At 69.6% G+C, this 12,333-nt stretch carries 13 protein-coding genes and 1 pseudogene; 6 read left to right on the plus strand and 8 right to left on the minus strand.

The features are described from left to right. Positions 1 to 6 precede the first annotated feature (6 nt). Positions 7 to 1,683, minus strand: a complete 1,677-nt coding sequence (locus ACH413_RS05745; RefSeq protein WP_360036522.1) for an ABC transporter substrate-binding protein — start codon at positions 1,681 to 1,683, stop codon at positions 7 to 9. Positions 1,684 to 1,808: 125 nt separating this feature from the next. Here ACH413_RS05745 and ACH413_RS05750 point away from each other — a divergent pair, with 125 nt between their 5' ends. Beyond that, complete coding sequence (locus ACH413_RS05750; RefSeq protein WP_360036525.1) at positions 1,809 to 2,636, plus strand: M55 family metallopeptidase; 828 nt, start codon at positions 1,809 to 1,811, stop codon at positions 2,634 to 2,636. A 1-nt stretch (position 2,637) separates the two neighbouring features. Here the strand turns inward: ACH413_RS05750 and ACH413_RS05755 are convergent, their stop codons facing one another. Next, a complete protein-coding gene (locus ACH413_RS05755; protein ID WP_360036528.1) occupies positions 2,638 to 4,056 on the minus strand; it encodes a hypothetical protein in 1,419 nt (472 codons plus the stop codon). Between the two features lie 71 nt (positions 4,057 to 4,127). Between ACH413_RS05755 and ACH413_RS05760 the strand changes: the two genes are divergently transcribed. Continuing rightward, positions 4,128 to 5,414 carry a M20/M25/M40 family metallo-hydrolase gene (locus tag ACH413_RS05760; RefSeq protein ID WP_360036531.1) on the plus strand — a complete coding sequence of 429 codons (1,287 nt, stop codon included), beginning with the start codon at positions 4,128 to 4,130 and terminating at the stop codon, positions 5,412 to 5,414. On the opposite strand, the gene ACH413_RS05765 is transcribed toward ACH413_RS05760, so the two are convergent. Together ACH413_RS05765 and ACH413_RS05770 are read right to left on the minus strand one after the other, a co-directional pair. Beyond that, on the minus strand, positions 5,391 to 5,891 hold the full coding sequence (locus ACH413_RS05765; protein ID WP_360037264.1) for a pyridoxamine 5'-phosphate oxidase family protein: 501 nt from the start codon (positions 5,889 to 5,891) through the stop codon (positions 5,391 to 5,393). The genes ACH413_RS05760 and ACH413_RS05765 overlap by 24 nt on opposite strands. A gap of 63 nt (positions 5,892 to 5,954) precedes the next feature. After that, positions 5,955 to 6,530 carry a pyridoxamine 5'-phosphate oxidase family protein gene (locus ACH413_RS05770; protein ID WP_360036534.1) on the minus strand — a complete coding sequence of 192 codons (576 nt, stop codon included), beginning with the start codon at positions 6,528 to 6,530 and terminating at the stop codon, positions 5,955 to 5,957. On the opposite strand from ACH413_RS05770, the gene ACH413_RS05775 reads away from it, so the two are divergent. Beyond that, a complete protein-coding gene (locus ACH413_RS05775) occupies positions 6,529 to 6,651 on the plus strand; it encodes a hypothetical protein (protein WP_360036537.1) in 123 nt (40 codons plus the stop codon). The genes ACH413_RS05770 and ACH413_RS05775 overlap by 2 nt on opposite strands. 4 nt (positions 6,652 to 6,655) lie before the next feature. On the opposite strand, the gene ACH413_RS05780 is transcribed toward ACH413_RS05775, so the two are convergent. Then, positions 6,656 to 7,234: a DinB family protein gene (locus ACH413_RS05780; protein WP_360036540.1), complete on the minus strand. Its 579-nt coding sequence runs from the start codon at positions 7,232 to 7,234 to the stop codon at positions 6,656 to 6,658. Positions 7,235 to 7,239: 5 nt separating this feature from the next. Further along, complete coding sequence (locus tag ACH413_RS05785) at positions 7,240 to 7,839, minus strand: DinB family protein (RefSeq protein ID WP_360036543.1); 600 nt, start codon at positions 7,837 to 7,839, stop codon at positions 7,240 to 7,242. A 131-nt stretch (positions 7,840 to 7,970) separates the two neighbouring features. Here ACH413_RS05785 and ACH413_RS05790 point away from each other — a divergent pair. Then, positions 7,971 to 9,197: pseudogene (locus ACH413_RS05790) on the plus strand (M14 family metallopeptidase); the annotation flags it as partial. 141 nt (positions 9,198 to 9,338) lie between these two features. Further along, positions 9,339 to 9,602 (plus strand): proprotein convertase P-domain-containing protein, encoded by a 264-nt coding sequence (locus ACH413_RS05795; protein ID WP_396424914.1) that lies wholly within the window; start codon positions 9,339 to 9,341, stop codon positions 9,600 to 9,602. 9 nt (positions 9,603 to 9,611) lie between these two features. Here the strand turns inward: ACH413_RS05795 and ACH413_RS05800 are convergent, their stop codons facing one another. Continuing rightward, positions 9,612 to 10,814 carry an FAD-dependent monooxygenase gene (locus tag ACH413_RS05800; RefSeq protein WP_360036549.1) on the minus strand — a complete coding sequence of 401 codons (1,203 nt, stop codon included), beginning with the start codon at positions 10,812 to 10,814 and terminating at the stop codon, positions 9,612 to 9,614. Positions 10,815 to 10,900: 86 nt separating this feature from the next. Between ACH413_RS05800 and ACH413_RS05805 the strand changes: the two genes are divergently transcribed. After that, a complete protein-coding gene (locus ACH413_RS05805; RefSeq protein WP_360036552.1) occupies positions 10,901 to 11,431 on the plus strand; it encodes a helix-turn-helix domain-containing protein in 531 nt (176 codons plus the stop codon). On the opposite strand, the gene ACH413_RS05810 is transcribed toward ACH413_RS05805, so the two are convergent. After that, positions 11,428 to 12,321, minus strand: a complete 894-nt coding sequence (locus ACH413_RS05810) for a sulfite exporter TauE/SafE family protein (RefSeq protein ID WP_360036555.1) — start codon at positions 12,319 to 12,321, stop codon at positions 11,428 to 11,430. The genes ACH413_RS05805 and ACH413_RS05810 overlap by 4 nt on opposite strands. Positions 12,322 to 12,333: the final 12 nt, after the last annotated feature.

The raw sequence follows: 12,333 nt of genomic DNA on the forward strand, positions 1-12,333 counted from the left end.
ACGCACCTACTCGCGCTCCCCTGCCGTGGCGTTGCGCCGCCGGGCCATCACGACCACCGCCAGCACCAGCGCGGCGATCACCGCACCCCCCAGCGCCAGCCCCGCCCACCGGCTGCCCTGAGCCTGCACGGCCCGGCCGGCCGGTTCGGCGCCGTAGTAGCCCCACATGCCGTTCTGCGCCATGATCACGCCGCCCTGCGCGGGCTGCGTCAGGAACTTCGCGAAGTGATCGGAGCGGTAGCCCTCCAGCGCGTTCTCGTACGACAGCACCACGGCGGGCACCTGGTCGTAGAAACGGGCCTGCATCTGCTTCACGATCTCCACGCGCTTGCCCTCGTCGAACTCCGAGAGCTGCTGGGCGTAGAGCTTGTCGTAGGTCTCGTCGCAGAAGTACGCGTCGGTCGTGCCGCCCTTGCCGTCCGCGCCCGGCCGCTGCGCGCAGGTGTGCAGGCTCAGGATGAAGTCCGGGTCGATGTTCGTCGCCCAGCCGGAGAACGCCAGGTCGTAGGTCGCGGCCGTGGTGGCCTCGTTGAGCTGGTTGTCCGACACCAGCCGCACGTCCAGCGGGATGCCGATGTCGCTCATCGACCGCTTGAGGTACTCCGACGCCTGCTCGTCATAGGCACGCCCGGCCCGTCCGACGAGCCGCAGCGGGAAACGGGTGCCGTCGGCCCCGCGCGGGAAACCGGCGGCGTCGAGTGCCGCGTTCGCCGCGGCCGGGTCGAACTTGCGCTGCTCCTGTGCACTCGGCTGCCAGTGCCACTTGCCGAACACCGGCGGCACCAGGCCCGAGCCCTTCTCCGCGTACCCCAGGTTCACCCGCGACACGAGCGCGTCGAGGTCCACCGCCTGCGCGATCGCCCTGCGCACCCGCACGTCCTTGAGCGCCGGGTTGCCGTCCCCGATCGGCTCACCGGTGCGGGTCTGCGCGCCGGGATTGATCATCAACTCGGTGAAGCGGCGGCCCTGCGCCTTGTTGCGGGTCACCCCGGCCTTGCCGTCGAGCGAGTCGAACTGCGCCGGCGCCATCCGGTTGACCAGGTCGACCTCGCCCTTGCCCAGCGCCTGCACCGCGGCGTCGGAGTTCTGGAAGTACACGAAGTGCAGCTCGTCGAACTTCGCCGCGCCCCGCCAGTAGTTCTTGTTGGCCTTGAGCTTGATGAACTGCCCCGCCACGTGCTCGGTCAGCACGAACGGGCCCGAGCCCACGACCGGCATCTGGTCGTTGGCGTAGTCCTTGATGCCGCCGACCTTCTCCCACACGTGCTTGGGCACGATCGGGACGTCCAGCGCCAGCATCGTCACCTGCGGCGTCTTGGTCCGGACGACGACCGTGCGGTCGTCGGTCGCGGTGACGTCCTGGAAGTTCGCGACGAAGCTGCCGTTCGCGGTCCTGGCGACCGAGTCGGTCAGCATCAGGTTGTAGGTGAACGCGACGTCGCGCGCGGTGATCGGCTCGCCGTCGGACCACTTCTTGCCCTCGGGCACCGTGAAGGTCCAGGTGAGCTTGTCGGGCGAGGGCTCCCATCTGTTCGCCAGGCCCTCGGTCACCGTCTGGTCGGCCGCCGTGTACGCGGTCAGGTAGTCGTACATCAACCGGCCGATCTCCGTGCTCGACTGGAACACCGCGAGGAACGGGTTCATCGAGTCGATCTGCTGCACGATCGCGACCTTCAAGATCACTGGTGCCTGCGCCGTCGCAGGAGGTGCCGAGAGCCCCACAGTCGTTGCTATGGCAAGCAACGCGCACAACTTCACCCGCACGAAAACCCCTCTTCCCCAGCAGCCCACCGCTAACTTACCGAGATGTGCGGATCATGATCTCGGCGGACATGGAAGGCGCCACCGGAGTCACCTGGACCGGGGACGTCCTCCCCGGCACCGAGCAGTGGCAACGGTTCCGGCGCCTGTTCACGGCAGACGTCAACGCCTGCGTCAGCGGCCTGGTCGCGGGCGGAGCGGAGCAGGTCGTCGTCAACGAGGCCCATTCCTCGCAACGCAACCTCCTGCTCGAAGACCTCCACGACTCGGCGCGAATGCTCACCGGCCGGCACAAGCCGCTGTCGATGATGCAAGGTATCGACTCCGATGTGGACGGAGTGGTCTTTCTCGGCTACCACACGGGTGCGGGCTCCCGCGGCGTGCTCGCCCACACCTACATGGAGAACTCCATCACCGGCGTGTGGCTCGACGGCGTCCTCGCCTCCGAAGGACGCCTCAACGCCGCGCTGGCCGCCGAGTACGGCGTTCCCGTGCTGCTCGTGACCGGTGACGACCTGACCTGTGAGGACGCCGCGTCCTACGCGGCCCCGGCGTGGACGGTCGCGGTCAAGGAGTGCGTGTCGCGCTACGCGGCCGTGTGCCTGCCACCGGCGGTGACTTCTTCACAGATCACAGAAGCCGCCACCGCCGCGATGGCCTCGGCCGGGCGTTCGGACGCGGTCGTCGAGCCCCACCGCATCGAGGTCGAGTTCGACGCCTCGCACCTGGCCGAAGCCGCCGCCGTCGTGCCGACCGTGGACCTGATCGGGGTGCGGCGGGTCGGGTTCGACGCGGACTCCATGACCGAGGCGATGAAGGCGTTCAAGGTCGTCACCCACATCGCCGGGGCGGCGATCGAGGACGTCTACGGCTGAGTCACAGGCCGGCTCGCGCCAGCACGCGTTCCATCTGCGCCCGCGGCAGCCGTGGCGACCCCGCCGCGGCGCGGACGACCCGTTCAGCGGAGTCGTCGAGCAACGCGATCAACGCCTCCTCGGGCAGGTTGCGGTGGTCGGCGACCGCGTGCCGCACGTCCGCGTCGGGATCGGTGGCCAGCCGGACGGTGGTCTCTGCGGGCAGATCGGGGTCGCGGGGCGCCAGGCACCGCATGCGCGGGTCGGGATCGGTGGCGAACCGGCGCACCACTTCCGCGGGGAACGTCAGCACGTCCGCGGGCCGCCACGGCGAGTACTTCGTCTTCCCTGGACGGAACTCGCGGTCGAGGTGCTCCGCCGTTCGCGCGTCCACCAGTTGCGGGGCGCGTTCGGCCATCGCCAGACGGACGTCGTACTCGTCGTCGGCCAGCAGCCGGGCGACCACCTCGGCGGGCAGAGGCCGCGGGCTGGAGGCCGCCGAGGCGCGGAAACACGGGTATGGGGAGTCGACGTGCGGCAACGGATCGGCGCGCACCCAGTCCAGCCGCAGCATCCGCAGTTCGCCCAGCGCCAGCGTCCAGTCGAACCGCGACTCGTCGACGCTCAGCAGGTCCAGCGACCGGGGCGCGGCGAGGACGTGCGCGTGGATGGCCGATCGCAGCGGTTCGGGGGTGTCCTGCCTCCCGAAGACGCCGAGCCTGACCCGTGCGTTCGGATCCACGCCGAGGGTGTCGCGCAGGTCGGGCGACAGTTGCGGGTGCTTGGCCAGCTCGACCCGCACGTCCACGTCGGGATCCTCGGAGAGCCGGCGCGCCGTCTGCTCGTCGAGGGTCAGGTGCCGGACCACCCCGGCCCTGGTGACCGGATCAGCCAGCAGCGCGGGCACCAGGTCGGGTGGCGGCGCCAGGTGGGGGTGGTGGACCGAGCACGACGACTCGCGGACCTGGTCGTCCGGGTCGATCAGCAACGTGCGCCGCACGTGCTCGGGTGCGCCGGACCAGTGTTCACCCAGCGTCGCCCTGACCTTGGCGCTCGGGTCCGCCGCGAGGCGTGCCCTCAGGTCGTCAGGCACGGCCGCATTCCTGGCCAGGTACTCGCGGACATGGGGCTCAGGAGCGGCCAGCAGCAACTCGAACACCTCGCCCGAGGCACGGCTTGACGCCAGCGCGGCCCGCACGGAGTCGTCGGGATGGCGTGCCAGCCGCAGCCGGAACGCGTCGGGCAGGCCGTCGTTGAACGCCAGCGACCACAACAGCCGTGGCCAGTTCGTGGCGATCATCTCGTCGATCAGCTCCACGGTGAGGTCCGGCCGCTCACCGACCTCACCCGGCCCCTGGCGGTGGGCGATCAGGCGGCGGATCATGCCCTCCGGCAGCGCCGGGTTGAGCGCGAGCCCCTCCAGGGCCGTCTGCAGGTGCACCGGTGTCCCCCAACGTGATCGGCACAGGCCCGTCACAATTCCACAGTGCACGTGCGGATACGGTGGCGCCCATGACGCTGGACGTGGCGCAACTGTGCGCACAGCTGATCCGGTTCGACACCACCAACCGCGGTGGCGGTGACAGTGCCGGTGAGCGGGAGGCCGCCGAGCACGTCGCGGCGATCCTGCAGGACAACGGCGTGCAGCCGACGCTGCTCGAACCGGCACCGCGGCGCACCAACGTCCTCGCGCGCGTGCCCGGCACCGACCCGACGCTGCCCGCCGTGCTGGTCCAGTCGCACCTCGACGTCGTGCCCGCCGATCCCGCCGAGTGGAGTTTCGACCCGTTCGCCGGAGATGTCCGCGACGGGTTCGTGCACGGCCGGGGCGCGGTGGACATGAAGGACATGGCCGCCATGACGCTGGCCGTGCTCAACCGCTGGCACGAAGAGGGCCGCCGTCCACGCCGTGACGTGGTGCTGGCGTTCGTGGCCGACGAGGAGGACCAGGGCGCCTACGGGGCGCATTGGCTCGTGGAGCACCACGCCGCCCATTTCGCGGGGGTGCAGGCGGCGATCAGCGAGTCCGGCGCGTTCTCCTACGACGTCGACGGCGTGCGGCTGTACCCGATCGGCACCGCCGAGCGCGGCACGTCGCACATGAAGCTCACCGCCACCGGCCGCGCCGGGCACGGGTCGCGGCGCAACGACCAGAACGCGGTGACCGCGCTGGTCACGTCACTGGCGCGGATCGCGGCGTTCGAACACCCCGTGCGGCTCACGCCGACCGTCGAGGCGTTCCTCGTGGGCGCGGGCAAGGCGCTGGGGGTGGAGGTCGACCTGGACGACGTCGACGGCACGCTGACCCGCCTCGGGCCCGCCGCGAAACTGGCCGAGAACACCGTGCGCTGCTCGGCCACCCCGACGATGCTGCAGGCCGGGTACAAGGTCAACGTCATCCCCGGCACCGCCACCGCGCAGCTCGACGTCCGCACCCTGCCCGGCACCGTCGACGAACTCGCCGCCACCATCGACTCGCTGCTCTCGCCCGGCGTGACCCGCGTGGTCCTCGAGGACCAGCCGCCCGTCGAGGCACCCGTCGACACGGCGTGGTTCGCCGCCATGGCCGACGCCCTGCGCGCCGAGGACCCCGCCGCGGCCGTCGTGCCGTACTGCCTGGGCGGCGGCACCGACGCCAAGGCGTTCAGCCGGCTGGGCATCCACTGCTACGGCTTCTCGCCGCTGCAACTGCCCGTGGGCTTCGACTACCGCGCGATGGCGCACGGCGTCGACGAACGCGTGCCCGTCGCCGGCCTGGAGTTCGGCGTGCGCGTCCTAGACCGGTTCCTGTCGAGCTGACCGCCGCTCCACGAGCTCCTGCACCGCGCTGGGCAGCGTCGTCTCGAAGTCGATCAGCTTCGCCCACGTCGGCGTCACCACGATCCGCACCATGCCGTCGTAGAGCGAGCGCACCTCGCGCTCCCACTCCACCCGCTGCTCCGGCGACATGTCGTAGCTGCCGTTCATCTGCAGGTACTCCTGCGGGATGCCCTCGACCTCGTCCAGCTCCACCGTGCCGCGGATCAGCAGGATCTTCGGCGGGTGCACCTCGGTGTCGATCGTCAGCGCCACGGCCGGGTTCGCCCGCAGCGCGTGCAGCTTCGGCGCGTTCGTCGAGGTGCACAGCACGATGTGCTCGCCGTTCCAGGTGTGCGCGATCGGAACCACGCGCGGCGTGCCGTCCTTGGCCACGTACGCCATCCGCAGCATGTCGCGGTGCAGCAGCTCCTTGCTGTACGGCCGGTTCAGAACCTCGGTGATCTCGCTCTGCGTCATCGTCGTCATGCCCAGGGGACGGAGCCGTGACGACGTTCTCGACATCCCCGCCCAAGATTTTTTCTACCGGGGCGGCAGCGGCAGCTCCACCGCGGGCAGACCGTCGATGCTCGCGATGTTGTAGGGCTTCTTGTTCGTGTACTCGCGGAACTCGTCGTCGCTCTTGCGGGCGAAGTAGTCCGCGTGCAGGTCGCGCTCCGAGCGGTAGTCCATGAACGGCACAGCGAACCCGCAGGTGTCGCTGACCAGCTCGGCAGCCACCACGATCACCGCCCGCAACGCCGGCCCGTCCGCCTCCCCGAACCCCGCTACCAGCTCGGCGAAGCGCGGGTCGTCGCGGAACACCGGCTCACCGCGGCCGTGCACGCGCACGATGTTCGGCGGCCCCTCGAACGCACACCACATCAACGTGATGCGCCCGTTCTCCCGCAGATGCGCGATCGTCTCGGCGTGACTGCCGCCGAAGTCGAGGTAGGCCACCGTGCGGTCGTCCAGGATCCGCAGCGTGCCCTGCCGGCCCTTGGGCGAGAGGTTGACGTGCCCGTCACCCGCCAGCGGAGCACTCGCCACGAAGAACACCTTCTGGTTCTCGATGAACTCCTGCAGCCGCGGCTCGATCCGCTCGTATTCCTTACCCATGCGAAGCAGTATCGATCGCCTCGCGGAACCTGTCAGCCACCTTTCCCAGGTGGTGAACGAGCTCCGGCGGCCCGTCGACGTCCGCGAGTACTTCTCCGCCTACCAGGCCGAGTCGCGCTGACCGGTCACGCCTGGCCGGAGGCCTTGCGCGCCTCCAGCTCGACGCGGTCCCAGTGGGCCTGCCAGTCCTGCTCGGGCAGGTTCGAGTTGTTCGCGCGCAGGCCCGCGACCCCGTCGAGTCCCTCACGCAGGATGTCCGCGTGCCCGGCGTGCCGGTTGACCTCGGCGATCTCGTGGACGAGCAGCAGGTGCAGCGTCACGTACTTGCGCTCCTCCGGCCACCACGGCACCACACCGGGCGCATCCAGCGGCAGTTCCTCGATGCTGGTGTCGGCGAAGGCCGTCGCCCGCGCGAACAACGCCAGCACGTCCTCCCGCGACTCCTCGGCCGTGGCGAACATGTCCGAGTTCGGGTCCGCCTCGACGTCGAACGGCAGCTTCTCGGGGAACGGCCGGCCCAGGCAGTCGCCGAAGTAGCCCGCCTCGACGCCGGCCAGGTGCTTGACCAGGCCCAGCAGGTTCGTGCCCGTCGGCGTCAACGGGCGGCGCACGTCGTACTCCGACAGGCCGTCGAGCTTCCACAGCAACGCCTCGCGGGCGACCTTCAGATAGCGGTGCAGGTCGGCTTTCGGATCAGAGGCCATGCCCCTCACCCTCGCAGAGTCGCGTCGGCGGTGGCGGCGATTTCCTCCAGCCGGGCGCGGTGCCCGTCCCACCACCCGGCGGGCACCGACGGCATGTTCGTGTTGCCGTCCTGCATGCCCGTCGCGCCGTCGATCAGCTCCCGCACCACGTCCGCGTGCCCGGCGTGCCGGTGCAGCTCGATCGACACCTGCACCAGGACCTGCCGCAACGTCACCTCCCGCCGCCCCTCCGACCACCACGACACCCGGCCCGGCGCGTCCAGCGGCAGCGCGGCGATCGTCGCGTCGGCGAACTCCCGCACCCGCCCGTAGAAGGCGACGACCGAGTCCCGCGACTCGCTGGCGTCGGCGAACATGTCCGACGCGGGCAGGGCGTCCGCCGTCGACCAGAGCGGCGGGTCGGGGAACGGCCGGTCGAACACGCGCCCGAAGTAGTTGAGCTCCACCCCGGCCGCGTGCTTCACCAGCCCCAGCAGATTGGTGCCCGTCGGCGTCAACGGCCGCCGCGCGTCGTACTCCGACAGGCCGTCGAGCTTCCACAGCAACGCCTCACGCGCCGCGGTCAGATACCGGTGCAACAACGCCTTTTCATCCACACGGCCCATCTCACCAGGTAACCCCATACGGATGGCGGGATGACAGCGTGCCTTCACACGCACTACACATTGCGGAGCCATGTCCCTGCCGTGGTACGAAAGGGTTGCCCTGCATGCGAAAGAGCCATCTCAGACCCCTGATCGGGGTCACCGTCGCCGCGAGCGTCGTGTTCGCCATGGGAGGCGTGCCCACCGGCGCGGCCCCCGGTGCCGAGGAAACGTCGACGAACTACCAGGTCAGCAACGTTCGCAGCGCTGAGCAGCGCAGCAAGCTCGCCAAGTCCGGTGCCGCGATCGACTCGGTCGAGGAACACGGCATCGTCGTGATCACCGCGACCGCGCGCGAGGCGAAGAACCTGAAGGCACAGGGGTTCGAGGTCACCGAGCTGCCCAAGCGGATGGAGGCGAACGCGGCGGTCGGGCCGTTCGACTTCCCCGCGGCGGACTCGAACTACCACAACTACGCCGAGATGACGACGGAGATCAACAACGCCGTCGCCGCGTACCCGAACCTGATCAGCAAGCAGGTCATCGGCAAGTCCTACGAGAACCGCGACATCGTCGCCCTCAAGATCAGCGACAACGTCGGCGTCGACGAGAACGAGCCGGAGGTGCTGTTCACGCACCACCAGCACGCCCGTGAGCACCTCACCGTCGAGATGGCGCTGTACCTGGTCAACCAGTTCACGACCCAGTACGCGTCCGACGCGCGCATCAAGGGCCTCGTGGACACCCGCGAGATCTGGATCATCCCGGACGTCAACCCCGACGGCGGCGAGTACGACATCGCGACCGGCAGCTACCGGTCCTGGCGCAAGAACCGGCAGCCCAACGCCGGTTCGTCCAACGTCGGCACCGACCTCAACCGCAACTGGGACTACAAGTGGGGCTGCTGCGGCGGTTCCAGCGGCAGCACCGGTTCCGAGACCTACCGCGGCCCGAGCGCGGCGTCCGCGCCCGAGGTCAAGGTCGTGTCCGACTTCGTGCGCGGCCGCAACGTCGGTGGCAAGCAGCAGATCGGCGCGTCCATCGACTTCCACACCTACAGCGAGCTCATCCTGTGGCCGTGGGGCTGGACCTACGACGACGTCGCGCCCGGCCTGACCCAGGACCAGCGCGACACGTTCGCCACCATCGGCCAGTCCATGGCGCAGAGCAACGGCTACACGCCCGAGCAGTCCAGCGACCTGTACATCACCGACGGTTCGATCCCCGACTGGCTGTGGGGAACGCAGGGCATCTTCGCCTACACCTTCGAGATGTACCCCGGCAGCGCCGGCGGCGGCGGTTTCTACCCGCCCGACGAGGTCATCCCGGCGCAGACCTCCCGCAACAAGGAGGCCGTGCTGCAGCTGCTGGAACGCGCCGACTGCCCGTACGAGGCCATCGGCAAGGAAGCGCAGTACTGCGGCGTCACCCCGCCCGGCCCCGGCAAGTTCTTCGAGAACGCCGCGGACTTCCAGATCGGGGACAACACCACCATCAACTCCCCGATCGCGGTGTCCGAGGTGACCGGCAACGCGCCGTCGACCCTCAAGGTCGCGGTGGACATCAAGCACACCTACCAGGGCGACCTGAAGGTGGACCTGGTGGCACCGGACGGCACCGTCTACGTCCTGCACAACCGCGCGGGCGGCGGCACGGACAACATCAACACCACCTACACCGTCAACGCCTCCAGCGAGGTCGCCAACGGCACCTGGCAGCTGAGGGTCAACGACAACGCCAACCAGGACACCGGGTTCCTCGACAAGTGGAGCCTGCAGTTCTAGTGCGGTGAGTCAGGGCGCCGGTACGCCGGCGCCCTGACGCCCGTAGTCCTTCACGTGCATCGAGTCGTGCATCCGCACGCCCTTCGAGTTCAGCTTCGCCAGCGGCCGCACCGCCCACGACGGCAACGACGTCAGCAACTGCGCGCCTCGCACGAGCGCCGTCACCCGCAGCCGCGTGGACGGGATCAGCGTCTTCGCCACACCGAGCGCGAACGCCCTGCTGCGGTGCACGATGTCGCGCATCTCGTCCTCGTACCGCGCGAACGCCGCCTCGTGGTCCGAACCGGCGGAGAGCTCGCCCGCCAGCACGTACGCGCCCAGCACCGCGAGACTCGTGCTGCCACCCACCGCCGGACCGGGGCAGTAGGCCGCGTCGCCGACCAGCGCCACCCGCCTGCGCGACCACGTGTCCTCGCGCAGCTGGGTGATCGAGTCGAAGTAGAACGCCCCGCCGTCCAGGCGCCCCAGCCACGAGTCGACCTCGGGGTGCATCCCGGCGAACGCCTCCCGCAGCAGCTGCTTCTGCCGCGCCACGTCCCGGTGGTGGTAGGAGAGTTCGGGCGAGCGGAACAGGAACACGGCGCGTGCGTCGTCCAGGTGCCGTGCGCCGTACACCGCCGTCGTACGTCCAGGGCCGATGTGCCCGGTCATCTCACCCGGCAGACCCAGCTCCTTCGGCACGGACAACACGGCCAGGTACGCGCCCACGAACGTCTTCTCGACTTCGCCGAACACGAGCCGCCGCACGTTCGAATGCAGCCCGTCCGCGCCGATGACCAGGTCGAACCGCCGCGGTGCACCGGTCTCGAAGCTCACCTCGTCACCGATGGACGTGATCGAGTCGCCGAACACGTACTCGACGTCGGCGCGCGTGGCGTCGTAGTAGATCTCGCTCAGGTCGTCGCGCATGACCTCGACGTGCCGGTCGGACGCGGCCGCGAACAGCTTCGTCACGTCGGCGCTGATCGGTTTGCGCGTGCCCTCGCGCAGGTACGTCAGCCGGGTGGTCCCGGTCGCCAGCGCCTCGATGCGCGGCAGCACCCCCATGCGTTCGGAGATGTCCATCGCCGGCTTGAACAGGTCCACCGCGTGCCCGCCGGTCTTGCGCAGCACCGGCGACCGCTCGACCACCGTCACCTCGTGCCCGTACCGCGTGAGCCAGTACGCCAGCACCGGACCGGCGACACTCGCGCCGGAAACGAGAACTCGCACGTCAACGCTCCTTACTTAACGGTCGGTAAGTGAACTGGCGCGAGCCTACACCCGCGACTTACCGATCGTTAAGTAAGATTCGGCACGTGGCCAAGTCCGACACCAAGCAGCGGATCCTGCAGACCGCGCGCGAGCTGTTCGCCTCCCAGGGCGTGCAGCAGACCAGCCTGCAGGAGATCGCCGACCGCCTCGGCATCACCAAACCCGCGCTCTACTACCACTTCGCCTCACGCGAAGAGCTCATCCGCAGCATCGTCACCCCGCTGCTCGACGACGGCGAAGGCTTCCTCGCACGCATGGAACAACGCCAGGACGTGGCGGCGGTCGAGCTGATCGAGGGCTTCTTCGACTTCCACCACCGCCACCGCAAGGACATGTTGCTGCTGCTGTCCGAGCTGACCACGCTCGCGGAGCTGGGCCTGATCGACGTCGTGCTGTCCTGGCGCGCCCGGCTCACCCACCTCGTGTTCGGGCCGGAGGCGACGCTGGAACAGCAGACCAGGGCGGTGCTGGCGTTCGGCGGCATGCAGGACTGCACCATGCAGTTCCCCGACATCCCCGTCGACGAGCTGCGCACCGCGACCGTCACGGCCGCACGCGCGGCCCTGGGCGTCTAGACCTTCTCCGTCGCGGGCTCCACGTCGCGGTTCGCCCGGTGCTGCTGGATCGAGTAGGCCAGCGCCGCCGCCCACACCACGTAGATCAGGCCGTAGATCGGCCACTTCACCGCGTCGCTCGCGTCGATCCAGTCGCTGCGCAGCAACGTGCGGACGTTGGTCAGGATGATCACGCCACCGACCGCCGAGCCGAGCACGCGCGGCGGGATGTGCCGCACCAGCCAGGCCGCGACCGGCGCGGCGATCAGGCCACCGGCCAGCAGCGCGACCACCCACGTGAAGTTGACGCCCTCGTTGCCGATGCCCACGAAGAAGCCCACGCTCGCGGCCACCGCGACGAGGAACTCGCTGGTGTCGATCGACCCGATCGTCTTGCGCGGCTCCAACCGGCCGCTGGCGAGGATCGCGGGCGTGCCGACCGGGCCCCAGCCACCGCCGCCGGTCGAGTCCACGAACCCGGCGACCAGGCCCAGCGGGGCCAGGAACCTCTTGCGCAGCGGCTTGCCCAGGTTCGTGCGCGGCAGCCCGAACGTCGTGAACCGGATCAGCACGTACAGACCCAGCACCAGCAGCACCAGCGACATCACCGGTGCGGCCACCTCGGTGGACAGGCTCGACAGGAACGTCGCCCCGGCGAACGCGCCCACGGCGCCCGGGATGCCGATCTTCGCGACGACCTTCCAGTCCACGTTGCCGAACCGCCAGTGCGAGAACCCGGACGCCAGCGTCGTGCCGATCTCGGCCAGGTGCACCGTCGCCGACGCCGCGGCGGGGTTGGTGCCGATCGCGAGCAACAGGGTCGTCGAGGTCACGCCGTACGCCATGCCGAGGCTGCCGTCGACGAGCTGCGCGCCGAGGCCCACCAGTGCGAGGAGGATCAGTTGTCGCATGCCGGCCGTCCA

This window comes from Lentzea sp. NPDC020367, assembly GCF_044387305.1.
Taxonomy (GTDB): Bacteria; Actinomycetota; Actinomycetes; order Mycobacteriales; family Pseudonocardiaceae; genus Lentzea.